Raw genomic sequence first — 21,484 nt, 5'->3', positions numbered from 1 at the left:
CCTCGGGACCGCGCAGCCTCGGCCAGGTGGCGGCGCCGCCGTCCACGAAAGGATCCGCATGCTCGAACTGCGTCCCAACTGCGAACACTGCAATGTTTCTCTCCCGCCCGACGCGCCAGAGGCCCGTATCTGCTCCTTCGAGTGCACCTTCTGCGCCGCCTGCGCCGAAGGCTTGCTGCGGAACGTCTGCCCGAATTGCGGCGGCGGCTTCGTGCCGCGTCCGGTGCGTCCAAGCCGTAACTGGAAGAACGGGAACTACCTGGGCAAGCATCCCGCCAGGACCGAGCCGAAGCTGCGCCCCGTCGACCTGGACGCCCATGCCGCACTGGTGGAAGCCGTAGGAGACCTTCCCTCAGCGGAGCGCTGAGCAGACAGGACGTTGTCCGGGAATGTCATGATTGACAACGCAAGCTGCGCGCACGGCTTTGCGAAGCCAAGCCCCCGGTTTCGCGGACTTAGCGAAGCGGACGCGCCGAAAAGGCGCGCCAAAGCCAGTCCTGCCGGACTGGCGATTGGCCTTGCTGGGCAGTAGCCAAACAAGGAACGCGACACCACACAGGGCCCGCGAAAGCGGGCCCTGCTTGTTGTCGGCGTCCAGGCCTTACTGGCCGGTGGTCGGCGGAGTCGTGGTGCCGGTGCCGGTGGTGCCGGTAGTACCCGAGGTGCCCGAGGTGCCGGTAGCCGGCGGGGTGGTGGTGTCGGTGGCCGGCGGGGTAGTGGTGGTGCCGGTGGCGCCCGTGCCCATGTCGCCGGTGGTGCCGGTGGTGCCCGTTGCGCCGGTGCCGGTGGTATCGCCGGTGGTGCCCGTGGTGCCGGTGCCGGTTGCGCCGGTGCCGGTGTCACCGGTGGTGCCGGTGGTGCCCGAAGTGGAGCTCGGCGCGGTCGCCGACGTATCGCCAGCCGTGCCGGCGGTATCGTTCTTCTTGCAGGCGCCCAGCACGGATGCCAGGAGAGCCGCAGTCAGCAGGATTTTTGGTGCCTTAGTCAGTGCTTTCATTGTTTAAACTCCTCGTTCACGTCTATCTTGTGCCGAAGTCTCCAGGTGAGGCGCTGGAGGGTCAACGGCGCCAGTTCAGTTCCTCCATGGGTCCAGGACCCTCCGGTGGAACCATCAGGGAACCGACGCAATACGCGGCCCCGGTCAGTGCACGAATCCAACAGTGAGAATTAGACTGGCAGCCTTGCCGCCAGTTCGTCGGATTGCGCACCTTCTGCTTGTTTCCGCGTTGCGGCTGCGGAAATCCTACAAAGCCGGCGCCTGGGCGCCGAACTCATTGCCTACCGGCCAGGCCGGTTGGTGTCGCTGCCGGCGCCATCCCGGGCGCCGAGCTGTTCCAGCAGCGCCGGAATTTCATGAGAAATTTCCCGCGCTAGATATCCTAAAGTGCCAAGGCGCTGGGCCAGGCGGTCGCCGGCGCGGGCGTGCAGGGCCACGCCCCAGCAGGTGGCCTGGGCCAAGGGCGCGCCGCGCGCCGCCAGCCCGGCGACAATGCCGGCCAGCACGTCGCCCGAGCCGGAAATGGCCAGGCCGATGTTGCCCGCTCCCTCGTGCTGCCATAGCACGCCGTCGGGCGCGGCGATCACGGTGCGCGCGCCCTTGAGCGCCAGCACCGCGTTCCACTGCCGCGCGCAGACCAGCGCCAGCGCATCGGGCTCGGCCACGATGTCGGCCTTGGCGGCGCCGGTCAGGTGGGCCATCTCGCCCGCGTGCGGAGTCAGCACCACCGGGCGTTCGAAACGGAAAGGCATGCCCTCCGGCCAGCCGCGCGGCGGATGGCGCAGCACGCCCATCGCGCAGGCGTCGAGCACCACCGCGGTCCGGGTCGCGTCCAGGCGCGGCAGCAGGGCATGCACCAGCGCGGCGGTGGCCGCTTCGTCGCGCATGCCGGGGCCGATCAGGACCGCATCGACACGGTCGGCCAGCGGATCGAGGCTGTCCAGGGCCTCCAGGCTGAAGCCGTCGCTCGCATGCTCGCGCAGGCCGATCACGCGCGCCTCGGGCATGGCCAGCGCCACCAGCTGGGCCACGCTGGCGCCGGTGGCGACGGTCAGCTTGCCGGCGCCGGCGCGCAGCGCGGCCGTGGCCGCGAGGATGATGGCGCCCGGCATCTCGCTCGAGCCGCCGACGATCAGCACGTGGCCGCGCAACTCCTTGTCGCCGTCGGACTCCGGCCATGGCAGGGGCCAGCCGGCCAGCAGGGCTGCGTCGATGTCGTGCACGGCAATGGCGCGGATGCTCGATTCCATGGAGGGGCCTTATGCCTTCGGTGCGCTCGGCAGGTCCTTGCCCGCGGTGATGGGAGTGCCCGTGGCTTCCAGCGGGGCGACGAAGTTGAGCAGGTTCAGCGCGAGGTCGCCACGCTTGCCCTGCGAGGGATCGAAGCGGTAGGACGTGACCGAGCAGTTCGGCACGTCGCCGGCGCGGTCGAACTCCAGGATGGTGGCTTCGTCCAGATGTTCGAACAGGTAGCGGAAACAATTGACCGTGACCTGGTGCGCGACGATTAGCACGCGTTCGCGGCAGAACTCGCGCTCGAGCGTATCCATCACGCTGCGCAGGCGCAGGATCACGTCGCACCAGCTCTCGCCGCCGGGCGGGCGGAAATAGAATTTGCCGACGTGGCGGCGCTGCTCGTACAGCTCGGGATGGTGGTGGGCGATGCCGTGGGTGGTCAGGCGGTCGAGGATGCCGAACTCTTTTTCGCGCAGGCGCTCGTCGGCCTGGACCGCCAGCATGTCGCTGCGGTCGAGGCGCTGCATGAGCAGCTCGGCGGTTTGCTGTGCGCGCACATAGGGCGAATGCAGCACCGCGTTGGGGCGCTGGCCCGGGGGAAGGGCGGCGAACCACGACCCCAGCGCTTCGGATTGGCGGATGCCCAGCTCGGACAGGGGCACGTCGACGTCGCGGTCGGCGATGTCGATGTGGTGTCCGGCCGCCGCTTCCGCCAGATCACGCGCGACGTTGCCGGCGCTCTGTCCATGCCTGACCAGCCAGATTTCCTGCGGCCACTTCTGCTCCATCACCCGCCCGTCGTTGATATTGACATGCCGTCATCTTAGACGGATTCTGCGGCGGTTTAGCGCACGATTGCGGCCTTTCCGGACTGGCTCTTCACTCTGTCAGCACGGTCTTACAAGGGTGTTTACGGCGGTAATCAAACCGCTTGTTCTTCGCTGTCCAGATTGATTTCCGCGTCGCTATGAAACACCCGCATGTCGGTTTCGCCGAGCACGCGGCTGGTGACCGTGCCGGCCGCGATGGAGCCGCTCACGTTGAGGGCGGTGCGGCCCATGTCGATCAGCGGCTCGACCGAGATCAGGAGGCCGGCCAGCGCCACCGGCAAGTCCATCGCCGACAGCACGATCAGGGCCGCGAAGGTGGCGCCGCCGCCCACGCCGGCCACGCCGATCGAGCCGAAGGCGATGATCGCCAGCAGCGGCAGCAGGAAGCTCGCGCTCATCGGGTCGATGCCGACGGTGGGCGCGATCATGACCGCCAGCATGGCCGGGTAGATGCCGGCGCAGCCGTTCTGGCCGATGGTGGCGCCGAAGGAGGCGGCGAAGTTGGCGATGCCTTCCGGCGTGCCCAGGCGTGCGGTCTGGGTCGCCACGCTCATCGGGATCGAGCCCGCGCTGGTGCGCGAGGTGAAGGCGAAGGCCAGCACCGGGAAGATCTTGCCGACGTAGCGCACCGGATTCAGGCCGGACGCGCTGATCATGATCAGGTGCACGCAGAACATCAGCGCCAGCGCGCAGTAGGAGGCGGCGACGAAGCCGAGCAGGTTGAGGATGTCCTGCAGGCTGGAACCGGCCACCACCTTGGCCATCAGCGCGAACACGCCGAACGGGGTCAGGCGCAGCACCAGGGTCACCATGCGCATCACGATCACGTGGGCCACGTGCACGAAATGGCTGAAGGATTCGAACACGTCCGGCTTCTTGCCCGCGATGCCGGTGGCCGAGATGCCGATGAAGATCGAGAACACGACCACGGCGATGGTCGAGGTCTTGCGCGCACCGGTCATGTCGAGGAAGGGATTGGCCGGGATGAAGGACAGCAGCATGCTCGGCAGCGAGATGTCCTTGGCGGCCGCCAGGTTGCCCTGCAGGTACTCGCCGCGCGCGACCTCGGCTGCGGAAGCGGTCAGGCCCACCGCCGACAGGCCGAACAGCTTGGCCATCAGGATGCCGATGGCCGCGGCGATCACCGTGGTCACGAGCAGGATGCCGATGGTCAGGGTGCTGATGCTGCCGAGCGAGGAGGTGGTGCGCAGCTTCATGATGGCCTGCACGATCGACACCATGATCAGCGGAATCACAATCATCTGCAGCAGCTTGACGTAGCCGCTGCCGAGCACGTCGAGCCAGGCGTTGGTGGCGGCGATCTCGGGCGAGGCCGCGCCGTACACCGCCTGCAGGCCCGCGCCCAGCAGCACGCCAAGGCCGAGGCCGGCCAGCACCCGCTTGGTGAAGGACACGTGGGCGCCCTGCAAGCGCCACAGCAGGACGCAGACGGCGAGGGCGATAGCCAGGTTCAGGATCAGCGGAAGGTTCATGGGGCCTCTGAAGAGATTACTGCGTGCAACAAATTGATCGCAGCATTCTATAGGCAAACTGACATTGCCGCTTCCAGAATGGATTTCCAAGGTGAATTCCGCACTGTCATGGTGCAGGCCAAACCATGAGCAAACGGGCTTGTTGCAACGCAGCGACGGAAACCCTGTACTTTCGCAAAGGAATCTTTGCCTCAACCCATACAGTCGCGTTTGTTTCTATAATCCAATAAGCATTTCCCCTTTAATTCTCTTGGGCGTTCCATGTTCAAACACCTCAGCATCAAGTCACGCCTCGTCTTCGTCATCGGATTCCTGGCTGTCGAGCTCATCGCCGGCGCCGTGATCGGCCTGGTCAACCTCGGCGTCGCGAACGCCGAACTCAAGCAAATGTACGACCAGCGCCTGGTGGCGCTCGGCCGCGTCGGGCAGGTGATCCAGCTGGTCACCACCAACCAGTTGAACGTGGCCAAAGCGATCAGCATCGAAGACGCGGGCGTGCGCACCGCCCTCATGAACGAGGTCGACGCCAACGCCAGCCTGATCACCAGGCTCTGGGACGAGTACAAGGCCAGCGACCTGGAGGACGACGAGCGCGCCATGGCGGATGCCTTCGCCGAAGCGCGCAAGGCCTTCCTGGCCCAGGGCCTGCGCCCGGCCCAGGCCGCGATCCGCGCGGGCGACAACGCCCAGGCCGTGCAACTGCTGAACGGTCCGATGCTGTCGCTGTACAAGCCGATGCAGGAGCAGGGCGGCAAGCTGATCGCGCTGATGCAGGGCGACGCGAAGGCCGAATACGAGGCCTCGCAATCGACCTACGAGCTGGTGCGCCTGGTCTGCCTGGCCGGCCTGGCCGTGGGCCTGGTGCTGGCGGCCGTGATCGGCTGGCTGCTGGTGCGCGCCATCGTCGGGCCGCTGGAAAAGGCGGTGGCCATCGCCGGCGCCGTCGCGGCGGGCGACCTGACCCAGCACATCGACGCCACTTCGAACGACGAGACCGGCCGCCTGCTGCACGCGCTCAAGGACATGAACGACGCGCTGGTCAAGATCGTCAGCCGGGTGCGCAACGGCACCGATACCATCGCCACCGCCTCCAGCCAGATCGCGGCCGGCAACCTGGACCTGTCGGCGCGCACCGAAGAGCAGGCGGGATCGCTGGAAGAGACCGCAGCCTCGATGGAAGAGCTGACCTCGACCGTCAAGCAGAACGCCGACAACGCGCGCCAGGCCAATGCGCTGGCCGCGTCGGCCTCGGAAGTGGCGGGCAAGGGCGGCGCGGTGGTCGAGCAGGTGGTGCAGACCATGGGCGCGATCAACGCCTCGGCCACCCGCATCGTGGACATCATCGCCGTCATCGACGGCATCGCCTTCCAGACCAATATCCTGGCCCTGAACGCGGCGGTGGAAGCGGCCCGTGCGGGCGAGCAGGGCCGCGGCTTCGCGGTGGTGGCGGGCGAGGTGCGCAACCTGGCGCAGCGCAGCGCCGCGGCGGCCAAGGAGATCAAGGCCCTGATCGACGACTCGGTAGAGAAGGTGCAGCACGGTTCCGAGCTGGTCGACCAGGCCGGCGCCACGATGGCCGAGATCGTGCAGAGTGTCAGCCGGGTGACCGACATCATGGCCGAGATCACGGCCGCCAGCCAGGAGCAGACCGCCGGCATCGAGCAGATCAACAGCGCGGTGACCCAGATGGACCAGGTGACCCAGCAGAACGCAGCGCTGGTCGAGCAGGCATCGGCAGCCGCCCAGTCGCTGCAGGAAGAGGCGACCGGGCTGGCGCAGACCGTCGGCGCCTTCAAGCTGATCCACGCCGGTCAGGCGCCGGTGCGCGGCACGGCCCTGGCGCTGCCGGCGGCACGCCCGGCCAAGGCGCAGGCCACGCCGGTGCGCGCCAAGCCGGTTCGCAAGGAGGCGCCGACCGCGGTCCCCACCGCGAAGACTGCAAGGACTGCCAAGGCCGCCAAGCCCGAAGCTGTCGAGGCGAGCGACGGCTTGGAAGAGTTCTAGGCAGCCGCCGCCCAAACGACAAAGCCAACCGCGAGGTTGGCTTTTTCTTTCAAGGCATCGCGGCGCACACCCGCCCTCGCAGCGGCCGGAACACGGTCCGGCCGCCGATGCGCGATCGTGCGCTGCGGAGCCGCTTATTCGAAGACGATGACCAGCGCGGCCAGGCCGATGCACAGGCCCACGCTGACGGCGATGCGCTGGCGCAGACGGCGGCTGCTCGTGACGATGTCCTTGGCGATGTTGCGGCGAGGCGCGCGCGGGTCGGTGGTATCGACGGTGGCGGTGTGGATGCTACGGTGTTGGCGTTCGGTATGTTCGAGTTCCATGAATGTCTCCTGGCGCCGTTTCGATGGGAAACGGCTGGTTAGGCCGGCAAGGGCCATGTGTTCTGTATTCGGTAGTGACGGGCCCAGCGAACTGTGTTCGCCGGGCTCAGGCAAGCCGGGCAGCGGCCTGGCAACCCTGGCGGGCGCGCGGCGCGGAGAAGCGGATTGTCTGGCGGCCACGCCGCACGGCCGTGGCGCAGCAAGTGCGCAGGCCGGGGTAGTGCAGATAGGTGCGTGACATGTGGTGCCAGTACGTTGCTTCTGTTTTGGACAAACCGTGAGCGCGGCGGAGTAAGGCGCAAGAAGTGCATGGATGCACGAGCGCGCCAAATGGTTCGCGAGCGTCCCGGGACGTTATTTATTTTACATTTTTCTCTCTCAAAGGCAATAAGCGCACGATTGGTGCCAGCGCCGAGTTGACTCAGGAGAAACTAAGATCATCCTAGCACGGTTGACCGTTTGTGAAACGCTCTCCAGCATAGAAATTGGCTGTCTGTGGCGTTTTGCGAACGGTCTTGAAACAGGTGGTTACAAATCACTGGGCGAGTCCTGTTCAGCCAGGGAGAGATTGGCTCCTCGGACACCGAAATCGATACATGGGCCGGTAGCAATGGAAGCTCGGCCGGACCAATTGAACCGAGCAAGGAAGGGCTGTAATTTGTGGTATTAATAATAAGCTTACCGGGTATCGAAGAGCTTTTTTTAAGGGGATAACGAGATGCGGATATCCGAATCCGATGCACGGAAAGCGCTGCAAACGATCAGCCCTGCCAGCGAGAATGCGAAATCAGTCGAGCAAAACGAAGATCTGTTCAATCTGTTTGTTGGTGTCGTTAATGCTTCCTTGGCTGGAGTAGAAGGCAAGACCGCAGCAGCCGCTCGGCTTGATCGACAAGCATGCCACCATCGCCGGATTCGCTGGGAAGCAGGGCGATATCAAAGGATTGATGATTGCCGGGAGCGCCATCCAAATCTCTACGCAGACGCTTGCGCTGCTGAAGTTGGGAGCGAATGCAACGCCGGGTGCAGTCATTGCCGCCCTCGGTGCCATGTTCACCAAAAACGCGTCGCTGGCGTTCGGCCTGGCAGAAAACAATAAGCAGGCAAAGCTACTTGAAGTGACGACAGATTGCGCATCCTCCTTGTTTACACTTGGAGGCGCGATAGCAACCGGGGTTACCACAGGTGCTGCTGGAATTGCTTTTTCATTGACGCCAGTAGGCTGGGTGCTGTTGGGCGCGGCGCTGGCCCAGGCTGGAGCGAGTGCCTACCAGGCTTACGCGACTAGTCAGCAGGAATGACGGCGCCGTGAAGTTGTCGCTTGTGCTGAGTTCCGTCTCGAGAAGAAACGCATGCGTTGACTGGTGCAGGGGGGGGCGCAAAGCAAAAAGCCCACGAAACAAAATTCGTGGGCTTCCTGTTGAATCTTTGGTAGGCCGTGCTGGGCTCGAACCAGCGACCAACGGATTAAAAGTCCGCTGCTCTACCAACTGAGCTAACGACCCGAAAGAAGCAAGATTATAGGTCGCGTTAGCGCAGCTGTCAAATACCCATCGCGGCTAATGCTTACTTCAGCGAAGCCAGGCGGTCGCGCGCCGTCTGGGCCGCGCTCGAGGACGGGTACTTCGACACCAGCTGCTGCAGGGCCTTCTTGGCGTTCTTGTTGTCCTTCAGCAGGGCATAGCTGCTGGCGATGTTCAGCATCGCATCCGGCACCTTCGGGCTGGCGTTGTAGGTGCTGGTCACCACTTCCTGGGCCGCGATGGCTTTCTTGTAGTCGCCCAGCGCGTAGTAGGCGTTGCCCAGCCAGTACTGCGCGTTCGAGGCATAGGCCGATTCCGGGTAGCGCTTGACGAAGTCCTGCAGCGCGGTGGCGGCGGCCTTGTAGTCGCCCGACTGGAACAGGGCGGTGGCGGCGTCGTAGGCGGTCTTTTCGGACGGCAGGACCTCGGCGGTCTGGCCGTCGATGGTTTCCTGGCGCGGTTCGAGTTTCTTGATGCGCGCGTCGAGGTCGGCGTACAGCTGCTTCTGGCCGTTCTGGGCCTTGGCGATCTCGTTGGCCAGCACCTCGATCTGGCCGCGCAGGCGCGCCAGTTCCTGCATGGTCTGCTCGTGCTGGTTCAGCATCTCGATGGTGGAGCTCTTGTCCGCCTTGGTGTCGACGCGGGCGTTCAGCTCGCGCGCGATGTTGTCGACCTTGGCACGCAGGTCGAGGATCGCTTTGCGCGCTTCGTCATCGTCGAGCAGGCCGGCGGACGCCTGCAGCGGCATCCAGGCCGCCAGGAACAGGCAGGCAAGACGGGACGGGGTCAGTTTCATCATGGCGTTGTTCTTTCTACTAAAACCAGTTGCAGATATAAAACGGGGCGGCTAGCAGTCTGCACTGCATGCCGCCCCGCTGTCAATCAAGCGAATCTTAAGTCAGCGATTACTGATAGACGATGTCGGCGCGACGGTTTTCAGCCCAGGCGGCTTCGTTGCTGCCGGTTGCCTTCGGCTTTTCTTCGCCCAGCGACACGGCTTCCATCTGACCTTCGGCCACGCCCAGCGAACCCATCGCACGACGGACGGCTTCGGCACGCTTCTGGCCCAGGGCCAGGTTGTACTCGGTGCCGCCGCGTTCGTCGGTGTTGCCTTGGATCAGGACCTTGCGCTGCTTGTTCTTGTTCAGGTAAGCCGAGTGGTTTTCGACGACCGGACGGCCGTCGTCGCGCACGACGAAGCTGTCGTAGTCGAAGTAGACGCTGCGGTTGGCCAGCACGCCTTTCGGATCGTTCAGCGGATCGACGACGCCGGTTTCGACCGGCTTGATTTCGCGGTTGTCGACTGGCGCCGGTGCGGTTTCGGTCGATTTTTCCTGGACGGTGGTCTCGGTCAGCTTGGTCGGCGACGAGCAAGCTGCCAGCAGGGCGGCTGCCGAGGCGATGAAGGCGACGCTCTTGAAGTTGCGCATGGTTTTTCTCCTGTTCTGGTAAAGGTTTTACTTCGTTACTTCATGAAGGGACCCCAGCTGGGCTCCCGAATGTTTCCCGCTTTGGTGGTTAAGCGCTGCTTGACCCGTCCATCCACCGACACCACGGCCAGCGAGGTTCGCCCGCCGCCCTTGGTCGCATACATGATGTACTTGCCGTTAGGCGAAAAACTCGGTTCGGTGGCCCCATCGGCCAGGCGCAGCTCCTGGCCGCTGGCCAGGTCCATCGCATATAAGGAGAAACCGCCGTCGCGCTGGGAGATCCATGCCAGGGTCTTCCCATCAGGAGACACGCGCGGGCTGATGTTGTAGTTGCCGTTGAACGTCACGCGGGTGGCATTGCCGCCCGAAGCGCTCATCTTGTAGACCTGCGGACCGCCGCTGCGGTCGCTGGTGAAGTAAATGGTCTGGCCGTCGGCCGAGAACTGCGGCTCGGTGTCGATCGCGTTGTTGGTGGTCAGGCGGCGCAGGCCGCTGCCGTCATGGCGCACCGTGTAGATCTCGGTATTGCCGTCCTTCGACAGGGCCACGGCGAGCGTGCTGCCGTCCGGCGCCCACGAGGGCGCCGAGTTGTTGCCCTTCTGATTGGAGATCTGGTTGCGGCGGCCGGTCATCAGGTCCTGCAGGTAGACCACCGGCTTGCGGTCTTCCAGCGAGACGTAGGCGACCTTGCTGCCGTCGGGGGACCAGGCCGGCGAGATGATCGGTTCGCGGCCGTGCACGGCGACGATTTCGTTCTCGCCGTCGGCGTCGGCCACGGCCAGGCTGAACTGGCGCGCGGCGCGGTCTTCCTTGACGTAGGCGATGCGGGTCGAGAAGATGCCCTTCACGCCGGTCAGCTTTTCGTAGACGTCGTCGGCGATGCGGTGCGCCTGCAGGCGGGTGTACTTGGGCTGGACTTCGCCGCCCATCTGCGAGAGCTGGCCGCCCTTGACGGTATCGAGCAGCTTGTAGCGCACGGCGAGGCGGCCGTCCGGCTGGCGCGCCACGCTGCCGACCACCAGGGCATCGACGCCGCTGGCCTTGAAGGCGGCCAGGTCGACATTGGCGCTGTCGCTGATCACCTGGCCGGCATCGACCACCTTGAACACGCCGGAACGCTCGAGGTCGGCGCGGATCACGGCCGACACCTGTGCCGGCGCCACGCCTTCGTCGGCGAAGGCCGCGACCGCAACCGGGATCTGGTTGCTGCCGACACCGGCGATCTCGACCTTCAGCTGGGCCTGGGTTGCAGTGCCCATCAGCATCGTTGCACTAAACAGCAGTATGTGAAGTTTTTTCATAGTCTGTGAGTCAGATTGAGGTCGAACCGATCAGTCGAGGTCTTTCATAGAGAAATTGACCTCGAGGTTGCGCTCTACCGTACCATCTTTCTTCTTGGGTAGTGGGGACGCTTTGCGGATGCCGTTTTCCACCGCGCGGTCGAATTCCGGTACGCCGCTGCTCTTGCTCAGGCGGACCGACATGATTTCGCCGGTGGGCAACTGGTCCACCTTGAACACGGCCTTCGGGTTGCCCGGCGTATCGGTGCTGCCCGCATAGGTCGTGTTGCTCTTGATCTTGGCCGTGATCGCGGCGACATAGCCGCTGTCGATCTTGGGCGCGGTCGATTTCTCGGCCGAGCCGCTGCTGCCCATGGCGCCGGCCATGCGCTTGAGATCTTCCTGGCGAATCTTGTCCAGGCGAGCCGCTTCGACCTTGGCGGCATCGGCAGCCTTTTTCTTCTCGGCGAGTTCTTTCTTCTTTTTCTCGTCGGCTTCTTTCTTTGCCAGCTCCTTGCGGTCCGCTTCTTCTTTCTTCTTTTTCTCGTCCTCTTTCTTCTTCTGCTCGGCGAGTTCCTTCTTCTTCAGCTCTTCACGCTCGCGCTTCTCGGCCAGCTCCTTCTTGAGCTGCTCGGCCTTGCGCTCCTTCTCGCGCTCGAGGGCGATATCGGGCGGCGTCGGCGCAGGACGCTCGACGGGCGGCGGCGGCTCGGCGCGCTGGACCGGCTGGGGTTCCGGTTCCGGCTCGGGCGGTGGCGGTTCGACCGGCAGGGGAGGCGCGGCGGCGGTCTGGACCGACATGTCCCAGACCTCGGCCTCGACCGCGACCGGCTCGTTGCTTTGCCAGCTGATGCCGAACCACAGGAAGAACAGCAGGATGGCGTGCACGAACACCGCCAGCAGGAAAGATGGCAGGCGGTTCGGTTCGGGCGGCACGTAGTACGGGGTGCCGGCGCTGGCAGGCTTCATGGCTGACATGGTTCCGACATCACTTGGTAGCGAGTCCCACGCGGTTGATGCCCATCTTCTTGGCTTCGGAAATCAGCTGGATGACATCGTCGTATTTGCTGTCGCGGTCGCCGGCAATCAAGACCGGATAGTCGGGATTTTCCTCGTGCAGGGCGCGCAGGCGCTGGAGCAGGGCGGCGCGGTCGCCGACGTCCTCGCTCGCCACCTTCCGCTCGCCACGCACGCCGATCGCCAGCCGGCCTTCCGGCTTCACCTCGACCTGGATATAGGTGCTGGGCGGCAGCGCCGACTTCTCGGCGCGCGGCAGGTTGACCACGCTCGGGGCCTCGTTGGCCGGCACCGCCATGAAGATGATGAGCAGCACCAGCATCACGTCGATGTAGGGCACGACGTTGATCTCGGACTTGAACTTGCGGCGGCGCCCGCCGCGCATGCTGCTGGAAAAAGCCATCCCGTCCTCCAATCAGCGCGCCTGGCGCTGCAGGATGTTCGAGAATTCCTCGACGAAGCTCTCGAAGCGGTTCGCCAGGCGGTCGATGTCGTGCGTGAAGCGGTTGTAGGCGACGACGGCCGGGATTGCCGCGAACAGGCCGATCGCGGTGGCGATCAGGGCTTCGGCGATGCCCGGCGCGACCACCGCCAGGGTGGCTTGCTGCACGTTGGCCAGGCCGCGGAAGGCGTTCATGATGCCCCACACGGTGCCGAGCAGGCCGATGTACGGCGACACGGAGCCGACCGAGGCCAGGAAGTTCAGGTGGGTGTCCAGCATGTCGAGTTCGCGCTGGAACGAGGCGCGCATGGCGCGGCGCGAGCCGTCCAGCACGGCGCCCATGTCGAGCGCTTCGCGCGAGGCCTGCTTGCCCTTGATGAATTCGCCCATGCCGGCTTCGAAGATGCGGGCCAGCGGGCCGCTCTGGTCGCGCTGGCTGCTGGCGCTCTGGTGCAGGGTGTGCAGGTTGCCGCCGGCCCAGAAGCTGCGTTCGAATTGCTCGGTCTGGCTACGGGCGGCGCGGATCGCGAACAGCTTGCGGAAAATGTAGGTCCAGCTGATGATCGACAAGGCCAGCAATAAGGCCATGATCAGCTGGACGAGCAGGTGGGCGTTGCTGATCAGGGCGATAAACGAAAGGTCTTGGGTCGCGGTCATCGGTAGAATAAGTTGTGTAAATATATGGGCAGGGCGCTACGCGCCGCGCATTTTATCAGCCACATCGTCCGGCAAGGAGCGGGGGCGCATGGTGGCGAGGTCGACGCAGCCGACTTTCACGCTCGCGCTCGTCAGCAAGGTATCGCCGCGCCAGGCCTGCTGGACGAACTGGACCGAAGCGCGGCCGAGCTTGTCGACGATGGTGCGGATGGTCAGCTCATCGTCGAGACGGGCAGGCGCGTGATAGTCCAGGCTGGCGCTTTTGACGACGAAGGCGGTGCCGTCGGCGTCGAGCAGCGCTTGCTGCTGGATGCCGGTCGCGCGCAGCCATTCGGTACGCGCACGTTCGAAAAACTTCAGGTAGTTAGCGTAAAACACGATACCACCGGCGTCGGTGTCTTCGTAATAGACCCGGACTGGCCAGTCAAAAGCTGAAGGCATTTCCCCTGCCATTAAATGTAAATAGGAAACATTTTACGCGATTTTTCCCTTTTCTATGTACGCTGGCGAACATTAAACGGGAAAAAACGGCCTCTGCATGTTCCGTCAGGCATGCATGGCCGCAGTAGTAGACGTGAAACAGTGCAAGAAGGCCAATTACTGTAACACTTTCTCACAATTGCAGAGCGCGCGTTACAAACGGTATTTCCTATGGGCGAGAGCGCTGTCCGTAGGGGTGGACGGCTGCGCCGTCCACGCGCTGATTGTTAGCGTCGCCCATGCCGGAAGCGGGTTGGCAGGCGCAGGTCGAACGCGTGGACGGCGGAGCCGGCTGCGCGCCCCGGTCCACCCTACGTGCGCTTGATGGCGAAGGGCGAGAAGCCCTGGCAGGTCGGCATCAGCTCGATCAGGTTGACGTTGACGTGTGGCGGCAGGGTGGCGATCCAGTAGGCCGTCTCGGCGATGTCCTTCGCCGTCAGCGGCGTCGTGCCCTCGTAGACCTTGGCGGCGGCCGCATCGTCGCCCTTGAAGCGCACGTTCGAGAACTCGGTCCCGCCGCACAGACCCGGCGCCAGGTTGGTGGCGCGCACGCCGGTGCCGACCAGGTCGGCGCGCAGGTTGAGCGTGAACTGCTCGACGAAGGCCTTGGTCGCGCCATATACGTTGCCGCCCGGGTAGGGGTAGTGGCCGGCCACCGAGCCCAGGTTGATCACCAGGCCGCTGCCGCGCTTGACCATGTCCGGCAGCACCGCGCGGGTCATGGTCACCAGGCCCTGGCAATTGGTGGCGATCATGGTTTCCCAGTCTTCCAGCGGCACCTCGTGGGCCGGCAGGGTGTTCAGGGCCAGGCCGGCGTTGTTGATCAGGACGTCGATCGCACGCCAGTCCGGCGGCAGCGAGGCGAGCGCCGCGTCGATCGAGGCGCGGCTGGTCACGTCCAGGGTGACGGGCAGGGCGGCGCCGCCCAGTTCGGCCGCCAGGTCGGCGATGCGCTCGGTGCGGCGCGCGGCGAGCACGACGCGGTGGCCATTGCGGGCGAAGGTGCGCGCCATCTCGGCGCCGAAGCCGGCCGAGGCGCCGGTGATGAATACGATCATGGAAGTGTCCTGGAACGAGTGATTCATGCTGGGTCGGGAAATTGTAGCCGAAACGACCACGTTCCCGCTGGCGTCCCCTGCATTCGCCTGGACTTGCCAGGGCGACAGCAGTTTCCTTGCCCTAAGGGGGCCACATCACATACAATCTGGAGTCCCTACGTCTCACGTAACTGGCGAAACACCGCGCGCCGCAGCCTCGGGCTCTGCGCTCGGCAAGGTGGAGTCCCACCGGGGAACCTGAGACGTCATTTCGCCGTTCGCCTGGGCTGCCATTTAACTGGTTCGTGCTGGAATCGTGAAGATTCGCGCGGATGCCCGTTCGTTTCCAGGCGCCCGCCCACGTCCAACGCTGCCCGTTGCCTGGTTTACTATCGATTGGAGTTTTACATGTTTGCAAAAGACCATACGCTCGCCAACATCGACCCGGAACTGTGGGATGCCATCCAGAAGGAAAACGTTCGCCAGCAGGACCACATCGAACTGATCGCGTCCGAAAACTATACCTCGCCGGCCGTGATGCAGGCGCAGGGTTCGCAGCTGACCAACAAGTACGCCGAAGGCTACCCGGGCAAGCGCTACTACGGCGGTTGCGAATACGTCGACGTCGTCGAGCAGCTGGCCATCGACCGCCTGAAGCAGATCTTCGGCGCCGAAGCCGCCAACGTGCAGCCGAACTCCGGCTCGCAGGCCAACCAGGGCGTGTTCTTCGCCATGCTCAAGCCGGGCGACACCATCATGGGCATGTCGCTGGCCGAAGGCGGCCACCTGACCCACGGCATGGCCCTGAACATGTCGGGCAAGTGGTTCAACGTCATCTCCTACGGCCTGACCGCGGAAGAAGACATCGACTACGAACAAATGGAACGCCTGGCGCGCGAGCACAAGCCGAAGATGATCATCGCGGGCGCCTCGGCGTTCTCGCTGCGCATCGACTTCGAGCGCTTCGCCAAGATCGCCAAGGAAATCGGCGCCTACTTCATGGTCGACATGGCCCACTACGCAGGCCTGATCGCCGCCGGCGAATACCCGAACCCGGTGCCCTACGCCGACTTCGTCACCTCGACCACCCACAAGTCGCTGCGCGGCCCGCGCGGCGGCATCATCCTGATGAAGGCCGAGCACGAGAAGGCCATCAACTCGGCGATCTTCCCGGGCATCCAGGGCGGTCCGCTGATGCACGTCATCGCCGGCAAGGCCGTGGCCTTCAAGGAAGCCCAGTCGCCTGAGTTCAAGGAATACCAGAAGCAGGTGGTCAAGAACGCCAAGGCGCTGGCCGACACCCTGACCGCACGCGGCCTGCGTATCGTCTCGGGCACCACCCAGTCGCACGTGATGCTGGTGGACCTGCGCGCCAAGGGCCTGACCGGCAAGGAAGCGGAAGCCATCCTGGGCCAGGCACACATGACCTGCAACAAGAACGGCATCCCGAACGACCCGCAGAAGCCTTTCGTCACCTCCGGCATCCGCCTGGGCAGCCCGGCCTTCACCACCCGCGGCTTCAAGGAAGAAGATGCGGTCAAGGTGGGCAACCTGATCGCCGACGTGCTGGACAACCCGCACGACGCCGCGACCATCGAGCGCGTCAAGGCCGAAGTCAAGCAGCTGACCGACAAGTACCCGGTCTACGCGGCCTGATAGCCCGACCAGGAGCCGGCCCCGCCGGCTCCGCCAAGTGAGCCCAGCGCCATGAAATGTCCCTTCTGCCAGCATGAAGACACCCAGGTCCTCGATACCCGCGTATCGGAGGAGGGAGATTCCATCCGGCGCCGGCGCCGCTGCACCAGGTGCGACAAGCGTTTCACGACCTACGAACGGATCGAGCTGTCGATGCCGATCATCGTCAAGAAGAACGGCAGCCGTACGGAATTCGAGTCCGGCAAGCTGCGCGGCAGCCTGATGCTGGCGCTGCGCAAGCGCCCGGTGGCGGCCGAGGCCATCGATACCGCGGTCGCCACGATCGAGGAAAAGCTGCTCACCAGCGGCCGGCGCGAAGTCGATACCGGCTACGTGGGCGAACTGGTGATGCAGGAGCTCAAGCGCCTGGACAAGATCGCCTACATCCGCTTCGCCTCCGTCTACAAGAACTTCGAAGACCTGGACGAGTTCCAGGAAGCGCTGGCCGAAGTCGGCCACCCGCGCAAATAAGCTCCGTCGTTTAGTTCCCCAAACCCTGCCGTTCGTGCTTAGGCCAGCTCATGGCCGGCCGGCGTGCGCCTGTTACCTTGTGAACTCCATTGCATCGCGCCGCCGCACAGGCGGCATCGTGACGGGGAGGGGCTGGCATGCGGGTGCATCGACATGGCGGATTCACGCTCACACGGGGCTTTACGCTCATTGAAGTGCTGGTGGCGCTGTTCGTGCTCGCCGTCGGCGTGGTGGGCGCCGGTGCGGCCCAGCTGGCCGCCCAGCGCACGCGCCATCAATCGGCGCTGATGTCCGAGGCCGCGCAACAGGCGGCGTCGCTGGGCGCGCGCATGCGCGCCAACGCGGCCGCCGCCGGCCTGCCCGATTCATCCAATCCTTATCTTTCGCTCGACTACGACGCCGCCGATGGGAATCCGGGCGCGGCGCCGGCCTCCTGCTACGGCGCCAGCGCGTGCGACCCGCTGCAGCTGGCCGCGTTCGACCTGCACGAGGCGAAACAGGGCGTGTACGCAGCCTTCCCCGGCGGCCGCATCGCCGTGTGCCGCGATGCCGCACCGTGGGACGCCGGCACGCGCCGCTATCGCTGGGCATGCACGGCGGGAGCCGGGGCGCCGATGCTTATCAAGCTCGGCTGGAGCGGTACCGGCGCCGCGCCGGGCCTGGTGGCGGTGGCGCCGCTATGAACCGCCGCCGACAGCGCCAGCGCGGCCTGAGCCTGGTGGAACTGATGATCGCGATGGCCCTTGGCCTCGCGGTGCTGCTGGCATGCGGAAATCTCCTCATCGGGGCCACGCGCGCCTACGCCATGCAGGTGGAGGCCGACGCGATGGACGAGGCGGGGCGCTATGCCCTGGACGCCCTGGCGCGCGCCGTGCGCCAGTCCGCCCACGTGGACTGGGCGGCTTCGCCGACCCAGGAGCCGGCCCTGCCGGCCCGCATCGCCGGGCTGGATGCGCGCTCGGTGCCGCGCAACGGCACGGGCATCGACGGGGCCTTGCCGGACTCCGTGAACGGCAGCGACGTGCTGGCGCTGCGTTTTCCCGGCAGCGGGGCGCCGCCGAACGGCGACGGCGGGACGGTCGATTGCGCCGGCTTTCCGGTGCACGCCGGGGAGGACGGCTGGAGCATCTTCTACGTCGCCCGCAATGCGCAGGGCGAAGCGGAGCTGCGCTGCAAATACCGCGGCAACAGCAACTGGTCCGCGGACGCGGTGGCGGGCAGGGTGGACGGCTTCCAGGTCCTGTACGGGCTCGATGGCGACGGCGACCGCGTGCCGGACCGCTACGTGAATGCGTCCACGCTGGCCGCGCTGGATGCCGGGCTGGTGTTGAACGGCGCGAATCCCATGCAGCGGGCCGAGGACCTGAACCGGCGCACGCACTGGAAGCGGGTGGCGGCCGTGCGGGTTGCGCTGCTCCTGCACGGTCCCAGGCTCGACAGCGCGGCGGACATGGGCGCGAGCTACGCCCTGTTCGGACCGGACCATGCGTCGGCGCAGGCGGCTGGCGACCCCGGGACTTCGCTCGCGGAGCTGACCCTGGCGGGGCGGGAAGGGGCGCGGATACGCAAGGTCTACTCCACCACCGTCGCCTTGCCGGCGATGCCGGAGTAGGGAGGACGCGGGCATGCGAAGGCTTCATCCACGGCGAGGAGAAAGCGGCGCGGCGCTGCTGACGGCGATGGTGCTGATGCTGGCGGTGCTGATGACGGGCCTGGCCGGCGCCCGCACCGCCTTGTATGGCGCGCGCGCCGCCGCGCACGAACGCGACCGGCTGCTGGCCTTGCAGATGGCGGAGGCGGCGCTGGCCGATGCCGAGCGCGACATCGAAGGCGGCGCCAGTCCAGGCTCGGCGCGTGCGCTCGCCCTCGCGACCGGGCTCCCTTCCGCCTTCGCGGACGGATGTGCAGGAGGGACGCCCTACGATGGATTGTGCACCGTCGAGGACGATATCGAAGAGCACGCGCAGCGCCTGGCCGCGGGCGATGGCCCGGCGGTACGCTTCGGCAGCTTCACCGGGAGGCAACTACCTGACAACGAGGGCTTGAGCGCCGACCACCCGCGCTACCTGATCGAGCGTGTGCCGGCGGCCGGCACGGATCACCTGTACCGCATCAGCGCACTCGGTTTCGGGGTGATGCCCTCGACCCAGGCCGCCGTGCAGGGGTATTACCGCAAGCCTGCGGCTACGGGAACGCCGGGCAGGCGGGTGGGCTGGCGCGAGATCGGCAACTGGGCGGCGCTGGTGGATGCCGGCGGCCAGAACGGGAACGGAGGCGGGCCATGACGCGATGCACTGCAGGGGTGGCAGGATTCACCCTGGCCGAATTGCTGGTTGTCCTGGCGATTGTCGCCTTGCTCGGCGCGGTGGCCTATCCCTCGTATTCGCGCCAGGTCGTCAAGTCGCGCCGCGTCGAGGCACAGCTGGCGCTGGTCGACACCATGCAGCGGCAGGAACAGTTCCGGGCGCAGCACCGCAGCTACCTGGCCTTTTCATCGCAGGCGGACACCGAGGCGGCGCACCAGTTCAAGTGGTGGCTGGGCCGCGACGCCGCTGCCAGTGCCTACGAGCTCGACGGCTACGCATGTCCAGGCCACGAGATCGAGGAGTGCATCGAATTGCGGGCGCGGCCGGGGACGGACAATGTCGATGCCGGTTTCGCCGATGACGAATGCGGCACGCTGACCTACAGCAGTACCGGTGCGCAGGGAGCAAGCGGACCTTCCGAGAGGTGCTGGCCATGAGCAGACAGCGTTTTGCGAACGGGGCGTCGCCACGGGCGAGCAGGGGAAAGATACCGCCGGCCTGCGGGCTGGGCAGGTCTCCTGGCCGGGGAACGGGTTTTCACGCCGTCAGCCGGCGCCAAGCTGGCTTTTCCCTGAGCGAGCTCGTCATTGTCCTCGCCATCGCCGCGATCGCGGCGGGCATGGCCGCCCCGAACTTGCACAGCCTGCTTCGCGCCCAGCAGCTACGCTCAGCCACCGGCGACCTGTTCGGCGCGGTCGCGCTTGCGCGCGCCCAGGCCATCGCCCGCAACGACATCGTGAAACTGGTTCCGAACGACCCTGGCGGCGAGGACTGGGCCAGCGGCTGGACTGTCTTCGTCGACCGCGACGGCGACCGCCAGCCCGGCCCGGACGACGAAGTGCTCGCCGTCCACCCGCCGCTGCCTGCGGGCATGCACGTCGACTTTTCCTTCACCAGCCCGGCGCCGCCGCACTACATCGCCTACAATGGCGCCGGACGCAGCTGCAGCGACACCAACAGCGCGGCGGCGCGGCTGGGTAGCTTGTCGCTATTTCACGGCGACCACATCCGGCGTATTAAAATCAACATGCTGGGCCGTGCGCGGAGCTGCAATCCGGCGCGCGAGCGCGGCTGCGATGGCGCACAGGCGCCGCCCTGAAGGAAAGAGCAAGTGACAGAGGACACCGTACAGATACGCAGCGATGCCGAAGGCATGGCCCTCGCCCTGGCGTGGGCCGCCAAAGGCATGTATATCACCGCGCCGAATCCGCGCATCGGCTGCGTGATCGTGCGCGATGGCAAGGTGATCGCCGCCGGCCACACCCAGCAAGCCGGCGGCCCGCATGCCGAGATCGTCGCCATGCGCGACGCTGCCGCCCGCGGCGTCGACGTGCGCGGCGCCACCGCCTACGTGACCCTGGAACCCTGCAGTCATTACGGCCGTACCCCGCCGTGCTCGAATGCCCTGATCGAAGCCGGCCTGGGCCGGGTCGTGGCCGCCATGGTCGACCCCAACCCGCTGGTGGCCGGGCGCGGCCTGGCGCAGCTGGAAGCCGCGGGCATCGCGGTGACTTCCGGCGTGCTGGCCGGCGAGGCCAACGAGCTCAACATCGGATTCTTCTCGCGCATGCGCCGCGGGCTGCCCTGGGTGCGCCTGAAGGTGGCCGCCAGCCTGGACGGCGCCACGGCGCTCGACAGCGGCGAGAGCCAGTGGATCACCGGCCCCGAAGCGCGCGCCGACGGCCACGCCTGGCGCGCGCGGGCCCAGGCGATCCTGACCGGCATCGGCACCGTCAAGGCGGACGATCCCCAGCTTACCGTGCGCGGCGTCGAGACGCCGCTGCCCCCGCGCCGCGTGATCGTGGACAGCCGCCTTGAGATTTCGCCTGACGCCCGCATTCTGCAGGGTGAGCCATGCTGGATCGTGGCTGCCCAGGCCAATCCGGAACAGGAAGCCGCGCTGCGCGCCGCCGGCCACGAGCTTATCCATCTGCCCAACAGCGCCGGCAAGGTCGACCTGCCGGCACTGATGCGCGAGCTGGGCCGGCGCGAGATCAACGAAGTGCATGTGGAAGCGGGATCCAAGCTGAACGCGTCGCTGGTGCGCGAGGGCTGCGTGGACGAGCTGCTGGTCTACCTGGCGCCGAGCCTGATCGGTCCGGGGCAGGGCATGTTCGACCTGCCGCCGCTGGCGCGCCTGGCCGACCAGCGCACGCTGCGCTTCCACGACGTGGCGCGGGTCGGGAACGACCTGCGCATCATGGCAAGGTTCGCAGGCGAGAGCGGCCGGCCAGGCTGAAGAAATCTGAAACCAACCTGA

24 protein-coding genes, 1 tRNA gene and 1 riboswitch are annotated in these 21,484 nt (G+C 65.9%); of the genes, 11 read left to right on the top strand and 14 right to left on the bottom strand.

Going from position 1 to position 21,484, the window contains the following annotated elements; genetic code table 11:
* Window positions 1-58: 58 nt before the first annotated feature.
* Window positions 59-367, top strand: coding sequence for a DUF1272 domain-containing protein (locus tag J8847_RS20030; RefSeq protein WP_211526473.1), 309 nt, complete (start codon window positions 59-61; stop codon window positions 365-367).
* A 234-nt stretch (window positions 368-601) separates the two neighbouring features.
* Here the strand turns inward: J8847_RS20030 and J8847_RS20025 are convergent, their stop codons facing one another.
* From J8847_RS20025 to J8847_RS20010, 4 genes are all read right to left on the bottom strand, one after another.
* Window positions 602-997 carry a hypothetical protein gene (locus J8847_RS20025; RefSeq protein WP_211526469.1) on the bottom strand — a complete coding sequence of 132 codons (396 nt, stop codon included), beginning with the start codon at window positions 995-997 and terminating at the stop codon, window positions 602-604.
* A 281-nt stretch (window positions 998-1,278) separates the two neighbouring features.
* On the bottom strand, window positions 1,279-2,247 hold the full coding sequence (locus J8847_RS20020) for an NAD(P)H-hydrate dehydratase (protein ID WP_211526468.1): 969 nt from the start codon (window positions 2,245-2,247) through the stop codon (window positions 1,279-1,281).
* Between the two features lie 9 nt (window positions 2,248-2,256).
* Complete coding sequence (locus J8847_RS20015; RefSeq protein ID WP_211526472.1) at window positions 2,257-3,021, bottom strand: histidine phosphatase family protein; 765 nt, start codon at window positions 3,019-3,021, stop codon at window positions 2,257-2,259.
* A gap of 134 nt (window positions 3,022-3,155) precedes the next feature.
* The gene (locus tag J8847_RS20010; RefSeq protein ID WP_211526467.1) at window positions 3,156-4,556 is read right to left on the bottom strand and encodes an L-cystine transporter; all 1,401 of its coding nucleotides are present in this window, start codon (window positions 4,554-4,556) and stop codon (window positions 3,156-3,158) included.
* Window positions 4,557-4,817: 261 nt separating this feature from the next.
* Here J8847_RS20010 and J8847_RS20005 point away from each other — a divergent pair, with 261 nt between their 5' ends.
* Window positions 4,818-6,560, top strand: coding sequence for a methyl-accepting chemotaxis protein (locus J8847_RS20005; protein WP_211526466.1), 1,743 nt, complete (start codon window positions 4,818-4,820; stop codon window positions 6,558-6,560).
* A 134-nt stretch (window positions 6,561-6,694) separates the two neighbouring features.
* On the opposite strand, the gene J8847_RS20000 is transcribed toward J8847_RS20005, so the two are convergent.
* Window positions 6,695-6,886, bottom strand: a complete 192-nt coding sequence (locus tag J8847_RS20000) for a hypothetical protein (protein ID WP_211526465.1) — start codon at window positions 6,884-6,886, stop codon at window positions 6,695-6,697.
* 884 nt (window positions 6,887-7,770) lie between these two features.
* On the opposite strand from J8847_RS20000, the gene J8847_RS19995 reads away from it, so the two are divergent.
* Window positions 7,771-8,187 (top strand): hypothetical protein, encoded by a 417-nt coding sequence (locus J8847_RS19995; protein ID WP_211526464.1) that lies wholly within the window; start codon window positions 7,771-7,773, stop codon window positions 8,185-8,187.
* Between the two features lie 128 nt (window positions 8,188-8,315).
* Here the strand turns inward: J8847_RS19995 and J8847_RS19990 are convergent.
* The 9 genes from J8847_RS19990 to J8847_RS19950 form a co-directional block, all read right to left on the bottom strand.
* Window positions 8,316-8,391: transfer RNA gene (locus J8847_RS19990), tRNA-Lys, on the bottom strand.
* A 61-nt stretch (window positions 8,392-8,452) separates the two neighbouring features.
* Window positions 8,453-9,208, bottom strand: a complete 756-nt coding sequence (ybgF, locus tag J8847_RS19985; protein ID WP_211526463.1) for a tol-pal system protein YbgF — start codon at window positions 9,206-9,208, stop codon at window positions 8,453-8,455.
* A gap of 106 nt (window positions 9,209-9,314) precedes the next feature.
* Window positions 9,315-9,839 (bottom strand): peptidoglycan-associated lipoprotein Pal, encoded by a 525-nt coding sequence (gene pal / locus J8847_RS19980; RefSeq protein WP_211526462.1) that lies wholly within the window; start codon window positions 9,837-9,839, stop codon window positions 9,315-9,317.
* Between the two features lie 35 nt (window positions 9,840-9,874).
* Complete coding sequence (gene tolB, locus J8847_RS19975; RefSeq protein WP_229429957.1) at window positions 9,875-11,098, bottom strand: Tol-Pal system beta propeller repeat protein TolB; 1,224 nt, start codon at window positions 11,096-11,098, stop codon at window positions 9,875-9,877.
* A 72-nt stretch (window positions 11,099-11,170) separates the two neighbouring features.
* Entirely contained in the window at window positions 11,171-12,088 is a 918-nt protein-coding gene (tolA, locus tag J8847_RS19970) for a cell envelope integrity protein TolA (protein ID WP_211526460.1), read from the bottom strand.
* 19 nt (window positions 12,089-12,107) lie between these two features.
* Window positions 12,108-12,539: an ExbD/TolR family protein gene (locus J8847_RS19965; protein WP_211526459.1), complete on the bottom strand. Its 432-nt coding sequence runs from the start codon at window positions 12,537-12,539 to the stop codon at window positions 12,108-12,110.
* Between the two features lie 12 nt (window positions 12,540-12,551).
* Window positions 12,552-13,235, bottom strand: coding sequence for a protein TolQ (gene tolQ / locus J8847_RS19960; RefSeq protein WP_211526458.1), 684 nt, complete (start codon window positions 13,233-13,235; stop codon window positions 12,552-12,554).
* 36 nt (window positions 13,236-13,271) lie between these two features.
* Window positions 13,272-13,676, bottom strand: coding sequence for a tol-pal system-associated acyl-CoA thioesterase (gene ybgC / locus J8847_RS19955; RefSeq protein WP_211526457.1), 405 nt, complete (start codon window positions 13,674-13,676; stop codon window positions 13,272-13,274).
* A gap of 350 nt (window positions 13,677-14,026) precedes the next feature.
* Window positions 14,027-14,773, bottom strand: a complete 747-nt coding sequence (locus J8847_RS19950) for an SDR family oxidoreductase (protein ID WP_211526456.1) — start codon at window positions 14,771-14,773, stop codon at window positions 14,027-14,029.
* A gap of 156 nt (window positions 14,774-14,929) precedes the next feature.
* Window positions 14,930-15,047, top strand: a riboswitch (ZMP/ZTP riboswitch).
* A 113-nt stretch (window positions 15,048-15,160) separates the two neighbouring features.
* Between J8847_RS19950 and glyA the strand changes: the two genes are divergently transcribed.
* The 8 genes from glyA (at window position 15,161) to ribD (ending at window position 21,463) form a co-directional block, all read left to right on the top strand.
* Window positions 15,161-16,408 (top strand): serine hydroxymethyltransferase, encoded by a 1,248-nt coding sequence (gene glyA / locus J8847_RS19945; protein ID WP_211526455.1) that lies wholly within the window; start codon window positions 15,161-15,163, stop codon window positions 16,406-16,408.
* 51 nt (window positions 16,409-16,459) lie between these two features.
* Window positions 16,460-16,918 (top strand): transcriptional regulator NrdR, encoded by a 459-nt coding sequence (nrdR, locus tag J8847_RS19940; RefSeq protein ID WP_211526454.1) that lies wholly within the window; start codon window positions 16,460-16,462, stop codon window positions 16,916-16,918.
* A gap of 137 nt (window positions 16,919-17,055) precedes the next feature.
* Window positions 17,056-17,601 carry a type IV pilus modification protein PilV gene (gene pilV, locus J8847_RS19935; protein ID WP_211526453.1) on the top strand — a complete coding sequence of 182 codons (546 nt, stop codon included), beginning with the start codon at window positions 17,056-17,058 and terminating at the stop codon, window positions 17,599-17,601.
* Entirely contained in the window at window positions 17,598-18,530 is a 933-nt protein-coding gene (locus J8847_RS19930; RefSeq protein ID WP_211526452.1) for a PilW family protein, read from the top strand. Before pilV ends, J8847_RS19930 begins: the two co-directional genes overlap by 4 nt.
* 13 nt (window positions 18,531-18,543) lie before the next feature.
* Window positions 18,544-19,203 (top strand): hypothetical protein, encoded by a 660-nt coding sequence (locus J8847_RS19925; RefSeq protein WP_211526451.1) that lies wholly within the window; start codon window positions 18,544-18,546, stop codon window positions 19,201-19,203.
* Window positions 19,200-19,661, top strand: coding sequence for a type IV pilin protein (locus tag J8847_RS19920; RefSeq protein ID WP_211526450.1), 462 nt, complete (start codon window positions 19,200-19,202; stop codon window positions 19,659-19,661). Before J8847_RS19925 ends, J8847_RS19920 begins: the two co-directional genes overlap by 4 nt.
* 50 nt (window positions 19,662-19,711) lie before the next feature.
* Window positions 19,712-20,323 carry a GspH/FimT family pseudopilin gene (locus J8847_RS19915; protein WP_373999954.1) on the top strand — a complete coding sequence of 204 codons (612 nt, stop codon included), beginning with the start codon at window positions 19,712-19,714 and terminating at the stop codon, window positions 20,321-20,323.
* A 54-nt stretch (window positions 20,324-20,377) separates the two neighbouring features.
* The gene (gene ribD / locus J8847_RS19910) at window positions 20,378-21,463 is read left to right on the top strand and encodes a bifunctional diaminohydroxyphosphoribosylaminopyrimidine deaminase/5-amino-6-(5-phosphoribosylamino)uracil reductase RibD (protein WP_211526471.1); all 1,086 of its coding nucleotides are present in this window, start codon (window positions 20,378-20,380) and stop codon (window positions 21,461-21,463) included.
* Window positions 21,464-21,484: the final 21 nt, after the last annotated feature.

The sequence above is a fragment of the Massilia sp. AB1 genome (assembly GCF_018119385.1).
Taxonomy (GTDB): domain Bacteria; phylum Pseudomonadota; class Gammaproteobacteria; order Burkholderiales; family Burkholderiaceae_D; genus Telluria.
This window is presented reverse-complemented; position numbering and strand designations above follow the sequence as displayed.